Genomic DNA, 17,230 nt, shown 5'->3' with positions numbered 1-17,230 from the left:
CCTCTGCAACAGAGTTGACAATTGTAGACGAAAATGACATTAGCAGTTACCTATACGAAAAGGGTGAATCTAATTGAAAAACAGTAAATGGATTAGCGCAACGTTGGCTTCAGCACTTCTTGCAACTGTAGGCGTTGGGAGTGTATCTGCAGCTAGCATCGGCAGTAATGTAAAATCTGTGGCTACCAATCAAACCGCTGCAAAAACAGCAGTTAAAGAAGGTACAGCCACTTGGAATGTAAATGGTACGCCGATTGTGTTTAACACCATTAATAGCAGTGGTTACAAGTTGTACTCGCTGAATCAGGTAACTGGTGAAATTGGAGCTAAGTTAGTACTTGGAGCTGGCGGGTTTGAACTTAATGACAGCAAAGGATTACATAATGTGAAGCTCAAAACAGGCTCAAAGAGCTATCAAGTAGATGGTAATTCTGAGACATTCACAGTTGCTCCAGTATTTTATAACGGTAAAACCTATGTAGAGCTTTCAAAGTTAGTTTATGCATTAGGTGGAGAACTGGATGCTGACGCTAGCACGATTCTAAGCTTTGCTCGTCCTGAAGGATTGTTTGATACTTTGCACTGGACAGCAGCTGGAAGTCTGATTGCGAACAAAAGTGATGCTGAATCTGCTCAACTTATCAAGTTCAGCACAGAGCCAGGTAACTACGAAGTATTTTCATCAAATGACAGTGCAGTGGATTTTGCAGTATCGCCGGATGGGCAGTGGGGAGCTTTCAATGATGAGACTGGTTTGTTGAATCTGATTAACCTGTCTAGCGGAGCTACTAAGACACTTGGTACTGACAATAGTGTAAAAACGGATCTGGTGTGGTCGAACGATGGTAAAAGTATTTACTTCGTCCAAGGTGACAAGCAAGAGAAACTCGCAAAAATCGCTGTAGACACTGGTGAAGTTAAATCCGTATTGGCAGACAAAGTAGAAAATAAATCCGAACTGCGCATTTCCGCTGATGAAAAGAGCGCCGTTTATATCGTTAACTTGACGGGTGTTGCTAAAAACGATGCGGACAGCACAGAAGATTCTCTTACTGTAGACTTCAGCTCTGCTGGAGAGCAGCTTTATAAGCTTGACCTGGCTACGAAAGATGCTAAACCAGCTGCACTGACAACTACACCGGATAACAAGCTGTACCCTGAAATTTCTGCTGATGGTAGCGTCGTTTACCTGAGTGCAGATGCTGAAGGTAACGCAGCTAACACATTGAAGGTTCTAAAAGCAGACGGAAAAAGCAGCAACATTGCACTTGATGTTGAAGTAACTTGGTCTACTGGCGTTAAGAACGGCTTGGTTGTAGCAGGTTCAGCGGCAGATGGAAGCACAGTAGTCTATTCCGTTGATAACAATGGAGCTAAGACTGAGCTGTTCCGCTCCACTGAAGATGTATCTGAAGTAGCTGTTTCGAATGATGGAAGCAAGCTTGCTATCGTAAGTGATGGCGGTGTATGGGTGGTTCAAGGCGGCAAAGCATTGCAACTGTCAAAATAATAAATATCCCTAATCATATTTTAACGGCGTAGAGCCGAGAGGAGAAATAATACAAATGAAGATTTTCAAAAAGCTAACAGTAACGGCTCTAACGGCTGTAATTGCGGTAACCGCATCTTTCGCAGGGGTTGCAGCAGCAGCCGATTCACTTAAAGGTAAAATCACAGTTAACGGTTCAACCGCACTTCTTCCATTGACGCTTCAAGCGGCAAAAGAATTCCAAAAGCTGCACCCTAAAGTGAAAATCGCAGCCTCAGGTAAAGGTTCAGTAACTGGACCTCAAGCTGTTAAAAAAGGCATCGCTGATATCGGCGCTTGCGACTGGGATGCTAGCATCGACGTACCAGGCTTCAAAGCTTTTGACGGTCAAGTAGCAAACAAAGTAGCAGTTATTCCTTTTGCTACAATCGTTAACAAAAATGTTGGTGTAGATAACCTTACAACTGAACAGCTTAAAGGTATTTTCGCAGGTAAAATCACGAACTGGAAAGAAGTAGGAGGTGCAGATGCTGACATCGTGGTTATCACTCGCTCTTTCGGTTCCGGTACACGCGTTAACTATCAAGCTAAAGCTTTGGATGGCGGAGATATCGTTAAAAAGGCTAAGAACTACAAAGAAACAGGTTCATCCGGTGACATGAAGACTGCCGTAGGAACAACTCCTAACTCTATCGGTTATATCGACCTTGTATATGTAAGTGGCGACGTAAAAGCTGTTAAACACAACGGTATAGCTGCTACTACAGACAACGTAATCAATGGATCTTATAAGATCTGGGCTTATGGTTACTACATGACTAAAGGCCAACCTACTGGCGCTACAAAAGAATTCATCGAATACGTACAAAGCAAGAAGTTCCAACAAGGTTCCCTGAAAAAGCTTAAATTTATTCCGATCGCAGCAATGAAGGGCTAATAACATCTAAAGATCATATTGAACGGTAACAGCGGCCAGCTCCGATCTTGATACGGGGGTGGCCGCTTACAGGAGGGAAAGTATGGGGGCACCAGTCCAAGGCTTGGCAACTAGGGGAAAAGAGAGCGTAACGCAGGTTAGCGCTAATCCTAAACGTCATGGTAGACATTTGTTTAGCAACAAATTGTTTAAGTTTTATTTTTTATTCAGCATTCTTGCGCTTTGCTTCGTGCTTGGACTTGTAATTCTATTTATCGGCAAAACGGCTATGCTTCTGTTCGGCCATCTCTCGCCTGCGGACTTTTTCTTTTCCTTTAACTGGACGCCGGAAGAGGATTCTTTTGGAGCGGCTGCCTTCATTGTAAATACACTTTCACTAACTGCATTAACGCTGCTGATCGCAGTTCCTATTTCGGTAGGGATGGCAGTACTTTGTGCAGAGATTGCTCCAAAATGGATGAAGACTTTTATCCGTCCAGTGCTAGATTTATTGGTAGGTATTCCTTCAATTGTTTACGGATATATAGGCTTAACGGTATTACTTCCTTTCTTGCGCAGAATTAGTGGGGAGAGCTTAGGCGATGGCTTGTTAGCTGCTGCGCTGGTGCTCGCATTAATGGTGCTGCCAACGATTTGCCGAATCAGTGATGATGCCATTGTCTCTGTGCCGCGCAAATATCGTGATGCTGCATATGCTCTTGGATCTACCCGTTTACAGGTCATCATGCGTGTAGTACTGCCTGCGGCTAGCCGGGGAATTATCTCTGCGGTTATTCTAGGTATGACTCGTGCTGTGGGTGAGACGATGGCTGTAGTTATGGTTATCGGGAATACACCGCAATTGGCGAAGACGTTATTCACGCCAGCATCGGTGCTAACTAGTAACATCGTTATGCAAATCTCCAATGTAGAGTTTGACTCTACATGGAACTATGCGCTACATATGATGGCATTTCTCCTGCTAGTAATATCATTTGTATTAATTCTGATCATCCGCGTGCTGGGTAGAAAAAGGAGGGATGCAGCGTGAACGGATTCGCAAGTACAAAGCATACAGCGCGGGCTCAAAGAAACAATAAAATTGCAACCATAGGGTTTTATACGCTTGGGGCTTTAGTCATGCTGCTGATCTTCTGGCTGCTCTTCACGATTCTTAGTAAAGGTTTACCGGCACTTCGGCCCGATTTCTTGATTAAACAGCCTGAAGAGATTGACGCAGGTGGTGGGATTGGCCCGGTGCTGTTTAACTCTTTTTACATTTTGTTCATCTCGCTGTTTATTTCCGTTCCAATTGGTTTGGGTGCGGGAATCTATATGGCTGAATATGCACCAGACAATAAATTTACAGGCGCACTACGTATTTGCGTAGAATCTCTGTCATCGGTACCATCGATTGTGTTCGGTATGCTCGGACTCGCGATTTTTGCGGAATATTTCGATATCGGTCTGACGATTCTTGGCGGAGGCGTAAGCTTGGCACTGCTGAATCTACCTATGCTCGCGCGAGTGACAGAGGAAGCGGTACGTGCTGTCCCCGGGGAGATCCGCGAGGCTGGTTATGCGCTTGGGATGACTAAATTCCACGTGATCCGCACGGTAGTCCTGCCCGTTGCAATGTCTGCCATTGTTACTGGGATTTGTCTCGTTGCTGGACGCGCCTTCGGGGAGTCTGCGGTTATTATCCTTACCGCTGGTCTCAGTACCTCGGGAGAAATGTGGGATTTCAATCTGTTCTCGCCGGGTGAAACACTGGCCGTACATCTTTGGTATGTACAATCCGAGGCGATTGTAGAAGATGCACGTCAAATTGCTGATAAGTCGGCAGCCGTACTCGTATTTGTAGTTTTGTTTATCAATTTTGTATTTCGATTTCCGCTGTGGCTTAGCAATCGCCGGAAGTAATGAATTGGGGTCTACGGGGGAAGCCTGTAGGCCTTTATTTGTTTATAGGGTTATTGATGGGGTGTCGATAGATTAGTAATGGATTGAAGTTTTTTATTCGTAATTAGGGAATATCTCCCTAAAATTCAGCGTTTTATGCTCTTTAGAAGCATAATTAGGGAAAACCTCCCTGAAATATCCTTGATTACTCATGATTAGCGGTTTTTAGGAAATATTTAGGGAGGAATTCCCTAAAAAGTTTGTTTTTTAGAGATTATAGGTAAATATCAGGGAGGATTTCCCTAAAACTATAGTCTCGGCAGGAAATAACCATTCGATCTGTTCAACCTATGTAGCTCCAAAAACTGAAAGGTCCTCGTCCTAATGTAAGCTGCCACGAATCCGATACCCAGTTGCTCATAATACGCCACCGTCGAGCTCCTAGTTCCCTCAACCAATCTAGTGTATCGAGCGTACCGCAGTTGATACAGCGCCCAAGGATGGTATGAGGAACGCCAACTGTACTCGGCCGAGCCTTAGTTACTCAACAAGCCTAGTGCACTGATCATAGACCAGCCGACACACCACCTTAAGATGCCCCGAGAAGCATCACCAGCTGTCGGGTCCAGCCACATAGTATTCAACAACCTGTCCAATGATTGACACTATAATTTCGTCTGTTGAGCCGAATATTTTTACCTCTGGACTCGTTAACAGCCTCCCCGAAGGAAGGCTGTTAACGAGTCCAGAGCGGGATGCAGCCCTAAAGGGCTGACTGCGAAGCGTATGCTTTCGATGCCTATACTCCGACGAACCTCTGTGCTTCGCATCCCCTGAACGCAAGTAACAGCCTTCCCGAAGGAAGGCTGTTACTTGCCCAGAGCGGGATGCAGTCCTAAAGGGCTGACTGCGAAGCGTATGCTTTCGATGCCTATACTCCGACGAACCTCTGTGCTTCGCATCCCCTGAACGCAAAAACAGCCTCCCCGAAGGAAGGCTGTTACTCTGACGTCCCGGAAGGGATTCGAACCCCTGACCGTGCGCTTAGAAGGCGCATGCTCTATCCAGCTGAGCTACCGGGACATGATTGCTGGCTGAAAAGCAAGCAGGAGTTATCATATCATGTACGCCGATGTTTTTCAAGCTGTTTTTTAAAAAGAGTACGGGGTATGCTATAATCTACAATTATTAAGTTTCGGAAGAAGCTTAAGGTCTTAATAACATTTATGACGTTTTAGAATTCAATTCACATAATTAGCTATAAGGAGGTGCCCTCATTAAAGATTCAGATTCCCCCGCCACAAAAGAGAATATCGTCCTGTTTCCCAAGACACTGGACTATTATCAAATCCAGCTTACGGTGATGCTGGAGAGTGAACGATACGGGGAAGCGATGGAGCTGCTGCGTTTTTTGTTGCAGTGTCAAGGACAGGAAGAACGAAATTACGAGGAATGGCGGTCTCTGCTGGAATGGCTCGAAACAGCTTTCCCCTACGCCTCTCAGAATGGAGATGCGGAAGGAGCCGTTCACCCCGAAGACGAAGATTTAAGGGAAGAAGATATGGCCCGTTTCTTGGCCAAATCAAAAATGACTGAGGATGCGGGGTATCCTCAAAAGCTGCTGCAGCGGATAATGAATGAGCCGCTGTCAGAGGCGACAATCCTAGCACTAGAGCAGCTTTCATATCTGGAAGGCGGCGGAGTCGATGAGGCGCTGACGGCATGGCTGCAGGGGGATAATGTTCACCCACTGCTGCAATTTCGGACCCTGCAGACCCTTCGGCGGCGTGGGATGCAGGGAACAGTGAATCTGATTCGTGGTCACGAAACAGCAATTGTAGAGATTGAAAGTGTGCCGCTGCAGACAGAGGATTTTCCACCACAGGTGAGTCAGGTGCTCGAGCGGGTAGCCGAGCAGGCGGAGGTACATGAGCCTACGCTGTATTATTTTGCACAGGAGCTCTGGGGCCAGTTCGTCATGTCGATTTATGGATCGGAAGAGTATCGGAAAATACTGGATGGGGAAGACGCGCTACTAGATATTTGGGCGGGGGCGTTACACCAGTTTGTATCTGAGAGCTTAAACGGTACACGGCAAGAGGAGGAGACTCGTGGAATGTACGGCATTACAGACGGCATGCGCTTTCAATTTGAGGGGGCATATCGTGCGCTCAAGGGTTTTGTAAAGACTTCTCTACTTGATAAATAAAGTAATGTTGTATATAATATAATGGTTATTCTGTGCGTGGATTGTATCATTTTTTGAAGTAAACTTGTGAACCTATATTTTGGAGGGAAAAGTATAATATGAAAGCAACATGGGAAAAAATAGAGAAGAACCTTGGAGTTCTTGAAGTAGAAGTTGACGCAGAACGCGTTGCAGCAGCACTTGATAAAGCTTTTAACAAAGTCGTTAAGAAAGCTAACGTACCAGGCTTCCGTAAAGGTAAAGTGCCACGCCCGATCTTTGAATCCCGTTTTGGTGTAGAAAGCTTGTACCAAGATGCAATCGACATTCTTCTTCCTGAAGCTTACGGTGAAGCAGTTGAACAAACTGACATCTTCCCTGTAGACCGTCCTGAAGTTGATATTGAGCAATTTGCTAAAGGTCAATCCTTTATCTTCAAAGCGAAGATCACGGTTAAACCTGAAGTGAAGCTCGGCGATTACAAAGGTCTGGAAGTTCCAGTACAAAAAGCTGAAGTGACTGAAGAAGAGCTGAGCGCTGAGCTTGCTCGTCTGCAAGAGCGTCATGCTGAACTCGTAGTAGTTGAAGAAGAAGCAGCAGCTAACGGCGACATCGCTGTGATCGATTTTGACGGATATGTTGATGACGTACCGTTCGAAGGCGGAAAAGCTGAGCGTCATTCTCTTGAACTTGGTAGCAACTCCTTCATTCCTGGATTTGAAGAGCAAGTAGTGGGAATGTCCACTGGAGATTTCAAAGATGTTGAAGTTACTTTCCCTGACGAATACCATGCAGAGAACCTTGCGGGTAAGAAAGCAGTATTCAAAGTGAAGCTGCACGAAATCAAACGCAAACAACTTCCTGCACTCGATGATGAGTTCGCTAAAGATGTAAGTGAATTCGAAACTTTGGAAGAGTACAAAGCAGATCTGAAAGCTCAGCTCGAATCCCGTAAACAGGATGAACTGAAAGGCCTTCGCGAGAACGCAGTTGTTGATAAAGCAGCAGCAAACGCTGAAGTTGAAATCCCAGAAGCAATGATCAACAGCGAAGTTGAGAACATGGTTCGTGACTTCGACACTCGTCTTCGTCAACAAGGTATGAACATGGATATGTTCCTTAGCTTCTCGGGTCAAACTCGTGAAGACTTGCAGAACCAAATGAAAGGCGATGCTGAAAAACGCGTTCGCAACAACCTGGTACTGGAAGTTATCGCTAAACAAGAGAACATTGAAGTTTCTGAAGAAGAAGTTAACGAAGAATTGGCTACTATGGCTGAAGCTTACAAACGTACTCCAGAAGAAATTCGCAGCATCTTGGCAGCTAACGGTTCACTGGGCAGCTTGAGCGAAGAACTTTCTTTGCGCAAAACCATTGATTTCCTTGTTAGCAATAGTGTAGAAGTTGAAGCAGTAGAAGAAGCACCAGCTGCTGAAGACGCTAAAGCTGAGTAAGATTTTTCAAACTACCTAGAACGGCCGAGCAATCGGCCTCCATACAGATATGATAAGGCACGTAAGTTTCGTTACGTGCCTTATTTTTATCCTCGGGCACAGATATATGTGATTACATAGGTATCCGTATGAGCGTATGGTATTAAGGAAATTGGCGTGATGACGTCACTATCACAAGCAGTGGACAGGTCCGCTGTAGTGAAAAAATGACATCGGGCCGTGAACGTGTTAAAATATTTTTGAAACGATAAGACTAATCTGTATAGAGAAAAGAGGTTGGTGGCATGAGTCTGGTACCAATGGTTGTGGAATCAACAAGTCGTGGGGAACGTTCATACGATATCTATTCCAGATTGCTCAAGGATCGCATTATTTTCTTAAGCAGTGCGATTGACGATGATGTCGCCAATCTGGTTATTGCTCAACTGCTGTTCCTTGCAGCAGATGATCCCGAGAAGGACATTCACTTGTACCTCAACTCACCCGGTGGTTCAGTAACAGCCGGCATGGGTATATACGATACGATGCAATATATCAAACCGGATGTTTCAACCATTTGTGTAGGGATGGCGGCAAGCATGGGATCGCTCCTTTTAACAGCTGGGGCTCCGGGCAAAAGATACGCGCTGACTAACAGCGAAGTTATGATTCATCAACCGCTCGGTGGTGTTCAAGGTCAAGCGTCCGACATTTGGATTCATACCGACTGGATCCTCAAGACGAAACAGAAGCTGAATCAAATTTATGTAGATCGCACAGGTCAGCCCCTTGAAAAAATCGAACGGGACACAGACCGCGATAACTTCATGAGCGCGGAAGAAGCCAAGGAATATGGGCTTATTGACCAGGTTCTTTCTTCACCGATGAAATCTTAAAGGGGTGGTTAGATGTTTAAATTTAATGATGAAAAAGGGCAATTGAAATGTTCTTTTTGCGGCAAATCACAAGAGCAGGTTCGTAAGCTTGTAGCAGGACCGGGCGTTTATATATGTGACGAATGTATCGAGCTTTGCACGGAAATCGTGGAAGAAGAGCTCGGTCATGAGGAAGAGCTTGATCTGAAGGATATTCCGAAACCAAAGGAAATCCGCGATATTTTGGATCAATATGTAATCGGTCAAGAGCAAGCGAAGAAATCGCTGTCTGTTGCAGTTTACAATCACTATAAGCGTGTGAACAGCCAAAGCAAAATCGAAGATGTTGAACTGACGAAGAGTAATATTCTTTTGCTTGGTCCAACAGGTTCGGGTAAAACTTTGCTCGCACAGACGATGGCGAAGATTATCAACGTTCCATTTGCGATTGCAGATGCTACTTCCCTAACGGAAGCTGGTTATGTCGGCGAGGATGTTGAGAACATTCTGCTTAAGCTGATTCAAGCGGCAGATTATGATGTGGAGAAAGCCGAACGCGGCATTATCTATATTGATGAGATTGATAAAGTGGCACGTAAATCCGAGAACCCGTCCATTACTCGTGACGTATCCGGTGAAGGTGTACAGCAGGCGCTTCTGAAGATTCTCGAAGGAACGGTTGCTTCCGTACCTCCACAAGGTGGTCGTAAGCATCCTCATCAAGAGTTTATTCAAATTGATACGACGAACATCTTGTTCATCGTAGGCGGTGCCTTTGATGGTCTGGAGCAAATGATTAAACGCCGTATCGGTAAAAAAGTCATTGGCTTCAACGCAGCGGTTGAAGGACAAAAGGATCTCAAGCCTGGCGAATATTTGTCGATGGTATTACCTGAAGACTTGCTCAAATTCGGATTAATCCCTGAATTTGTAGGCCGTCTACCGGTCATCTCGACTTTGGAGCCGCTTGATGAGAATACGCTGGTGCGTATCCTTTCCGAGCCTAAGAATGCACTCACGAAACAATACATCAAGCTGCTGGAAATGGATAACGTAGCGCTGAAGTTCGAACCGTTGGCACTCGAAGCAATTGCCAAGGAAGCGATCAAACGCAATACGGGAGCCCGTGGACTGCGCGCGATTATTGAGAGCATCATGCTTGATGTGATGTATGAAGTTCCTTCACGCGATGATATTAAGGATTGTGTGATCACGGAGCAGGTCGTTCAAGAGAAGGCTTTGCCTGAATTGAACCTTAAGAAAGACAAAAAGAAAGAGGAAAGCGCGTAAGTCGCTTACCTTAACAATACATGTCACTGTCTCCACCTTTCTTCCGCTTATCCCGCTTCACTAGCGGTTGCGAAGGGGTGGAGCTTTGGCGTTATGGGGGAGAAAAATCATGTTCTTGAGACACCAAACCCGTCCTGTCAATGTTGGCGGGCTCATTATTGGGGGAAACAACGAGGTTGCGATTCAAAGCATGTGTACAACCAAAACAGCTGATGTGGAGGCTACTGTAGCCGAAATTTTACGGCTTGAGGAAGCAGGCTGCCAACTGGTACGCGTTACTGTCAACAATGAAGAGGCAGCCGCCGCGATTAAGGAGATCAAGAAGCAGATTCATATCCCACTCGTAGCGGATATTCATTTTAACTATAAGCTCGCGCTGATGGCTATTGAGAACGGCATCGATAAAGTACGGATTAATCCAGGTAACATCGGTCGTCGGGAGAAGGTAGAAGCAGTAGTTAAAGCGTGTAAAGAAAAAGGAATTCCGATTCGGATTGGTGTAAACGCCGGTTCTTTGGAGAATCATCTCTTGGAGAAATACGGATATCCGACTCCAGAAGCTATGGTAGAAAGCGCACTGTACCATATTGGTATTTTGGAAGAACTGGATTTCCACGATATTATCGTATCTTTAAAAGCATCCGATGTGCCCATGGCCATCGAAGCTTACCGTCAGGCTGCGGAAGTTATTCCTTATCCGCTGCACCTCGGGATTACAGAATCCGGCACCTTGTTTGCCGGTACAGTAAAAAGCTCCGCGGGTATCGGTGCACTGCTCTCTATGGGCATCGGCAGCACCCTGCGTATCTCGCTTAGCGCTGATCCAGTGGAAGAAGTTAAGGTGGCACGCGAGCTGCTAAAGACCTTCGGTCTGATCTCTAACGCGGCAACACTCATTTCTTGTCCGACTTGCGGACGACTTGATATAGATCTCTTCTCCATCGCTAATGAGGTGGAAGAATACATTTCGAAGCTTAAGGTGCCTATTAAAGTATCCGTGCTCGGCTGTGCCGTTAATGGTCCTGGTGAGGCGCGTGAAGCGGATATTGGTATTGCTGGTGCCCGTGGGGAAGGTTTGTTGTTCCGTTACGGTCAGATGATTCGTAAGGTGCCTGAAGCGGAACTCGTGAACGAGCTGAAGAAGGAAATCGATGCGATTGTTGTAGCGTATGAGGCAACAGGAGAAATCCCAGGCCGCGCTCACGCTAACCTTGCACCTCCGGTGCAATCGAATTAACCTGGTCTTTTACGAATTAATGATTCAATTCATAATAAGTGGCGAAGAACGCCCTGTTACACCCCGGTATATACGGTGGTGGGAACGGGGCGTTCTTTTTGCGTGGAATTAATGATTAAGGGGGGACATTGAATGCATTATGAACAAGCCCATGAAGCATTTATTGAGAAACATCTAGCAAACAGGACTGGGGAACGACGAGGAAGGCTAGAGAGAGGGCATCGTCATGCCGAAGAAATGTTTTTACAGAATGTATGGTGGCCGCTTCGTGGAGATTTCAATGATCTACATCCGGAGTATGAAGTGCTGGATTGGCGCGGACGATCTTATTTCGCGGATTATGCTTTTTTGCCGGGGCCTATCAAGCTCTTGTTTGAGATCAAAGGGTATGCAGCGCATGTGAGGGACATGGACAGGCTGAAGTATTGTAATGAGCTGAATCGTGAGACGTTTCTGTACGGAATGGGTTACCAAGTAATTTCATTTGCCTATGACGATGTGGAACAGCGTCCTGAACTATGCATTACACTCCTGCGTGTGGTGCTAAGCCGTTACTTAATTGTAGATGCACCGCATGGAAAATTACTATTTGCTGAGAAGGAAATTATGCGATTAGTGGTTCGCCAATCGGGGACAGTCCGTCCTAAAGATGTAGCTGATTATTTTGCTATAGACCCCAAAACGGTACGATTGATGTTGATGAAGTTGTGTGAAAAGGGCTGGTTGAAGCCTGTGAGAAGAGGGATCGGTGTTAAAAATGTTGAGTATAGGCTGGCTCGTGATGTCCTTTATTACTGGGATTAACATAGTAAGTTTAATGGTTGATGGGCTAATGTTTAAGGAATTACCTGCAGATGGGATGCTGGAAGTGCGAATGACTTGATTAGAAGGAGTGGGGTATGGAGTATGGTAAGGAAGTTGGTATGTTATATGTAGTTAGTATGGAATGTGATAAGGAATGTGGTGAGGAGTGCCGTAAGATGTGTACTATGGAGCGAAATTTGAAGCATTAATAAATAATTAGGGAAAACCTCCCTGAAAAAAGCCTAATATCGTTCCAAATCGATCTTTTTAGGGAAAACCTCCCTAATAAATGAGCGATTCACCTTATTTATAACCATTTTGGCTGATAATCAGGGAATAATTCCCTAATTATCAGCCTAGAGTCCATAAACAACATATAATCAGGGAGGAAATCCCTAATTATCCGCTTAGAGACCATCTTAAGCTTCTTCCATAGATGACTTAACGCCATTGAGCACACAGTCGACAGAAATAGGGGCCTACCGAACGTGAATGTAGCACCAAGTTCTATGACTGTTCATACTCATCTTCCAGCTAGAGGGGGGAGAATCTAAGGTGCATCTAGCACTCCTTAGAACTTTCAACCCCCCAAATATAAATTCAGCTGCTTGTCTTACACCAACAATTCAACAAATCCTCAATTGTGCGTTTACTAATTACCGAAACGGCTATACTACCTAATAGTAGCCAAAGGTGGAAAGGTAGACTGAACGAAACAGGAGGATGACCTATGGAATTAAGTATAGTTGTGATGATCGTGCAGCTCTTTTTCGCGCTGGTTATCGGCGTATACTTTTGGAATCTGCTGCGGGGTCAGAAGACAAACAAGACGGCGGTAGACCGAGAGTCGCGTAAGGAACTGGATAAACTACGGAAGATGCGTATGATTTCACTAACCAAACCATTGTCGGAGAAAACTAGGCCGGCTTCTATTGGAGATATTGTTGGGCAAAAAGATGGGCTCCGCGCCCTGAAGGCCGCACTATGTAGTGCTAATCCGCAGCATGTGATTATTTATGGTCCGCCAGGAGTCGGCAAGACTGCAGCGGCGCGCGTGGTCATGGAAGAGGCGAAAAAAAATGTCCTTTCCCCTTTTAAAAGTGACGCCAAATTCACTGAAATTGATGCGACGACCGCTCGTTTTGATGAGCGTGGTATTGCCGACCCGTTAATCGGATCGGTGCATGATCCTATTTATCAAGGTGCTGGAGCCATGGGCGTAGCAGGTGTGCCGCAGCCAAAGCCGGGAGCGGTGACGAAGGCGCATGGCGGGATTCTTTTTCTGGATGAGATAGGTGAGCTTCACCCCATTCAGATGAACAAGCTGCTAAAGGTGCTGGAGGACCGGAAGGTTCTGCTAGAGAGCGCGTATTATAATTCGGAGGACAATAATACTCCGGCTTATATTCATGATATTTTTCAAAATGGCTTACCCGCTGATTTCCGGTTAGTAGGCGCGACTACGCGATCCCCGGATGAGATTTCTCCCGCGCTGCGTTCACGCTGCATGGAGATTTATTTCCGTCCGCTATTGCCGGATGAGATTGCGGTCATCGCGCGTGACGCGATACAGAAGATCGGACTGAAGCCAAGCCCTGAAGCAGTCACTGTTGTGCAGCAATATGCAACAAATGGCCGGGAGGCAGTCAATATGATTCAGCTCGCAGCTGGATTAGCGCTAACGGAGCAGAGAGATACGCTAAGTGCTGCTGATGTAGAATGGGTGGCAGGCAGTAGCCAGCTTCCACTTCGAACAGAGCGCAAGATTCCTTCCGCGCCGCAGATTGGATTGGTTAACGGACTTGCAGTGTATGGACCAGGAATGGGCACCTTGCTCGAGATCGAAGTATCCGCAGCACCTGCGCAGAACGGTCAAGGTAGATTGAACGTAACCGGAGTAGTAGATGAGGAAGAGATTGGTGGAGGTTCTCGCACGATTCGGAGAAAGAGCATGGCTAAAGGCTCCGTTGAGAACGTATTGACCGTACTGCGTACCATGAATCTGGAACCAGACAGTTATGATCTGCATGTGAACTTTCCAGGTGGAACACCCATTGACGGACCCTCAGCAGGGGTTGCGATGGCAGTTGCTATCGTCTCCGCTATTCGTGGTCTTCCAGTGGATAATACCGTAGCGATCACTGGTGAGATAGGTATTCATGGGCGTGTGAAGCCTGTTGGTGGTGTAATTGCGAAGGTGGAGGCTGCTTTTCAGGCAGGCGCTACTACGGTGCTTATTCCAAAAGAAAACTGGCAGTCCCTATTCGCTGATCTCGCTCCATTACGCGTCATTCCTATGGAAACGGTGGAAGAAGTATTCCGTCATCTGTTTGGTGCCGATACAGCAGATGTAAGGCTTCCTGCAGTAGCTGGCGAGCTTTTCTCAGCAGCACCTTCACTTCTGAAGGCTGATGCCGCTGGGGAGTCTGCAAAGGGTTGAGCTTAAATTATTACCTAAAATGTAAGCTAGGGTGTTATGGTTTCGATAAGTAAATCGAGACTTGCCGCTGTAAAATAAAGGGGAGCCGCAGGCGTGTCTGCTGCTTCCTTTTTTAAAGTATAGATTCACACTTTCCATAATCCTTACATTTCTTTGAGAAACGTTGCCGTTTTTTAAGGATAATAAGGTTGTTTATTCTTAAATTGCAAGTACTTTGTTGGTGTTTTGGGGCTGCTTTTGTTAGAATGAATTCATATGAGATTAATTGAGAGCCATGGGAGGTGCGAAAGCGATGATGACAAATAAAACAAAAGGTCGTCGTTTTCCTTTATTACCGCTAAGAGGTCTTCTTGTGTACCCAAGCATGGTTCTTCACTTGGATGTGGGCCGTGAGAAGTCAGTTCGGGCACTAGAAAAAGCTATGGTTGAAGATAATTTAATTCTTCTGTGTTCACAGTCGGAAGTGAATATTGAAGAGCCTGGTCAGGACGATATATTTCGGGTCGGTACTGTCGCGAATGTGCGGCAAATGCTGAAGCTGCCAAACGGTACGATTCGTGTACTGGTTGAGGGTGTAGAACGGGCCGAAATTATTAATTATATCGATAATGATGAGTATTATGAGGTTATGGCGCGCGAGCTACCAGAAGAGGAAGATGGCGATCAAGAGTGTGACGCGCTGATGCGTACAGTACTTAATCAGTTCGAACACTATATAACGTTATCCAAAAAAGTGACACCAGAGACACTGGCTGCTGTATCCGATATTGAGGAGCCGGGTCGTCTTGCGGATGTCATTACGAGCCATCTATCGCTGAAGATTAAAGATAAGCAAGAAATTCTTGAGACGATTGATGTAAGTAAACGGCTAGAGAAGCTTCTTGATATTCTTAATAATGAGCGTGAAGTGCTGGAGCTTGAACGCAAGATCAATCAACGTGTGAAGAAGCAGATGGAGAAGACGCAGAAGGAATATTATTTGCGCGAGCAAATGAAAGCGATCCAGAAAGAACTCGGCGAGAAGGAAGGTCGGGTGGGAGAAGCGGAAGAGCTGCGGAATCTCATGGAAGAGAAGAATTTGCCGGAACGCGTGAAAGAGAAGATGGAGAAGGAAATCGATCGTCTGGAAAAAATGCCAGTGAGCTCAGCGGAAGGTGGCGTAATTCGCAATTATGTGGATTGGCTGCTGGGTCTTCCTTGGAATGAACAGACAGAAGATGACCTTGACATCAAGAAGGCAGAACAGGTACTTGATGAGGACCACTACGGTTTGGAAAAACCAAAGGAACGGGTATTGGAATATTTAGCTGTTCAGCAGTTGGTGAAGAAGCTAAAAGGTCCGATCCTATGTCTTGTAGGGCCTCCAGGTGTGGGCAAAACCTCACTGGCTCGTTCCATCGCACGTTCACTTAATCGTAAGTTCGTTCGCATTTCGCTTGGTGGTGTGCGTGATGAAGCGGAGATCCGTGGTCATCGCCGGACTTATGTGGGTGCGATGCCAGGCCGAATCATTCAAGGTATGAAGACGGCAGGAACGATTAATCCGGTTATCCTGCTAGATGAGATTGATAAAATGGCTGCAGATTTCCGTGGTGACCCATCCTCAGCATTGCTTGAGGTATTGGACCCAGAACAGAATAATACGTTCAGTGACCATTTCGTAGAGTTGCCGTTTGATTTATCGAACGTTATGTTTGTTACAACAGCGAATGTAGTGCATAACATTCCGCGTCCGCTACTTGATCGGATGGAAATGCTGTTCATTCCGGGTTACACGGAACTGGAGAAATTGCAGATCGGTAGCCGTTATCTTTTGCCGAAGCAGAAGAAGAATCATGGTCTTGCAGAAGACCAGCTGATCATCGAAGACGACAGTTTATTGCGTATCGTGCGTGAATATACTCGTGAATCGGGTGTGCGTAATTTGGAGCAGCAGATTGCAGCGTTATGCCGCAAAGCCGCGAAACAGATTGTGTCCAAGGAAAAAGAAAGTGTAGTCATTCTGCCGGATGACATCAAGGATTACTTAGGTGCATCGAAATACCGTTACGGTATGGCGGAGCTTGAAGATCAGATTGGCACAGTAACTGGACTGGCCTGGACTGAGGTTGGTGGCGATACGCTGTTGATCGAAGTGACTGTCGTGCAGGGAACGGGCAAGCTGACACTTACTGGACAACTGGGCGATGTAATGAAGGAGTCGGCGCAGGCCGCTTTCAGTTATACACGTTCGAAGGCGGAGGAGCTGGGACTCCAGCCCGATTTTTATGAGAAGATCGATATTCATATCCACATTCCTGAAGGTGCGATTCCGAAGGATGGCCCATCTGCAGGGATTACGATTGCTACCGCATTGATCTCCGCACTTACGAAGCGCTATGTTTCGAAAGATGTGGCCATGACCGGTGAGATCACCCTGCGTGGACGTGTATTGCCGATCGGTGGACTGAAAGAGAAGTCTTTAGCTGCACACCGTGCTGGATATAAAAAGATCCTTCTTCCTAAAGACAATGAACGTGATCTGAAAGAAATTCCAGAGAGCGTACGTAATGATGTGGAGTTCATACCAGTATCTAACATGGATCAGGTCTTGCATCATGCGTTAGTTGAGCATCATAATGAAATTAGCAGTGAGCCACCGAGTAGTGTGCATTAG

At 46.0% G+C, this 17,230-nt stretch carries 13 protein-coding genes and 1 tRNA gene; 12 read left to right on the top strand and 2 right to left on the bottom strand.

Annotated features, from left to right (window positions below):
- The first annotated feature begins 73 nt into the window (after nucleotides 1-73).
- The 4 genes from MKY99_RS24450 to pstA all read left to right on the top strand — a co-directional run bounded on the left by MKY99_RS24450 (nucleotide 74) and on the right by pstA (nucleotide 4,328).
- A complete protein-coding gene (locus tag MKY99_RS24450; protein WP_339266803.1) occupies nucleotides 74-1,510 on the top strand; it encodes a stalk domain-containing protein in 1,437 nt (478 codons plus the stop codon).
- A gap of 55 nt (nucleotides 1,511-1,565) precedes the next feature.
- Complete coding sequence (locus MKY99_RS24445) at nucleotides 1,566-2,426, top strand: phosphate ABC transporter substrate-binding protein (RefSeq protein WP_042191274.1); 861 nt, start codon at nucleotides 1,566-1,568, stop codon at nucleotides 2,424-2,426.
- Nucleotides 2,427-2,508: 82 nt separating this feature from the next.
- Nucleotides 2,509-3,456 carry a phosphate ABC transporter permease subunit PstC gene (gene pstC / locus MKY99_RS24440; RefSeq protein WP_042191272.1) on the top strand — a complete coding sequence of 316 codons (948 nt, stop codon included), beginning with the start codon at nucleotides 2,509-2,511 and terminating at the stop codon, nucleotides 3,454-3,456.
- On the top strand, nucleotides 3,453-4,328 hold the full coding sequence (gene pstA, locus MKY99_RS24435) for a phosphate ABC transporter permease PstA (protein WP_076286458.1): 876 nt from the start codon (nucleotides 3,453-3,455) through the stop codon (nucleotides 4,326-4,328). The genes pstC and pstA overlap by 4 nt, the downstream gene beginning before the upstream one ends.
- Before the next feature lie 588 nt (nucleotides 4,329-4,916).
- On the opposite strand, the gene MKY99_RS24430 is transcribed toward pstA, so the two are convergent.
- Both MKY99_RS24430 and MKY99_RS24425 read right to left on the bottom strand, forming a co-directional pair.
- The gene (locus MKY99_RS24430) at nucleotides 4,917-5,282 is read right to left on the bottom strand and encodes a hypothetical protein (RefSeq protein WP_339266800.1); all 366 of its coding nucleotides are present in this window, start codon (nucleotides 5,280-5,282) and stop codon (nucleotides 4,917-4,919) included.
- A gap of 34 nt (nucleotides 5,283-5,316) precedes the next feature.
- Nucleotides 5,317-5,390 (bottom strand) — tRNA-Arg (locus MKY99_RS24425).
- 280 nt (nucleotides 5,391-5,670) lie between these two features.
- Between MKY99_RS24425 and MKY99_RS24420 the strand changes: the two genes are divergently transcribed.
- From MKY99_RS24420 to lon, 8 genes are all read left to right on the top strand, one after another.
- Nucleotides 5,671-6,516: a hypothetical protein gene (locus MKY99_RS24420; RefSeq protein WP_339243322.1), complete on the top strand. Its 846-nt coding sequence runs from the start codon at nucleotides 5,671-5,673 to the stop codon at nucleotides 6,514-6,516.
- A gap of 98 nt (nucleotides 6,517-6,614) precedes the next feature.
- Entirely contained in the window at nucleotides 6,615-7,949 is a 1,335-nt protein-coding gene (gene tig / locus MKY99_RS24415) for a trigger factor (RefSeq protein ID WP_076286460.1), read from the top strand.
- A gap of 284 nt (nucleotides 7,950-8,233) precedes the next feature.
- Nucleotides 8,234-8,824, top strand: a complete 591-nt coding sequence (clpP, locus tag MKY99_RS24410) for an ATP-dependent Clp endopeptidase proteolytic subunit ClpP (protein WP_036685049.1) — start codon at nucleotides 8,234-8,236, stop codon at nucleotides 8,822-8,824.
- 12 nt (nucleotides 8,825-8,836) lie between these two features.
- On the top strand, nucleotides 8,837-10,093 hold the full coding sequence (gene clpX, locus MKY99_RS24405; RefSeq protein ID WP_042130648.1) for an ATP-dependent protease ATP-binding subunit ClpX: 1,257 nt from the start codon (nucleotides 8,837-8,839) through the stop codon (nucleotides 10,091-10,093).
- A gap of 109 nt (nucleotides 10,094-10,202) precedes the next feature.
- Nucleotides 10,203-11,330, top strand: a complete 1,128-nt coding sequence (ispG, locus tag MKY99_RS24400) for a flavodoxin-dependent (E)-4-hydroxy-3-methylbut-2-enyl-diphosphate synthase (RefSeq protein WP_339266798.1) — start codon at nucleotides 10,203-10,205, stop codon at nucleotides 11,328-11,330.
- 132 nt (nucleotides 11,331-11,462) lie between these two features.
- Nucleotides 11,463-12,134, top strand: a complete 672-nt coding sequence (locus MKY99_RS24395) for a type IV toxin-antitoxin system AbiEi family antitoxin domain-containing protein (protein ID WP_339266796.1) — start codon at nucleotides 11,463-11,465, stop codon at nucleotides 12,132-12,134.
- A 730-nt stretch (nucleotides 12,135-12,864) separates the two neighbouring features.
- On the top strand, nucleotides 12,865-14,574 hold the full coding sequence (lonB, locus tag MKY99_RS24390; RefSeq protein WP_339266794.1) for an ATP-dependent protease LonB: 1,710 nt from the start codon (nucleotides 12,865-12,867) through the stop codon (nucleotides 14,572-14,574).
- 292 nt (nucleotides 14,575-14,866) lie between these two features.
- The gene (lon, locus tag MKY99_RS24385) at nucleotides 14,867-17,230 is read left to right on the top strand and encodes an endopeptidase La (RefSeq protein ID WP_042191259.1); all 2,364 of its coding nucleotides are present in this window, start codon (nucleotides 14,867-14,869) and stop codon (nucleotides 17,228-17,230) included.

The organism is Paenibacillus sp. FSL R5-0470 (assembly GCF_037975205.1).
GTDB lineage: Bacteria > Bacillota > Bacilli > Paenibacillales > Paenibacillaceae > Paenibacillus_AQ.
This window is presented reverse-complemented; position numbering and strand designations above follow the sequence as displayed.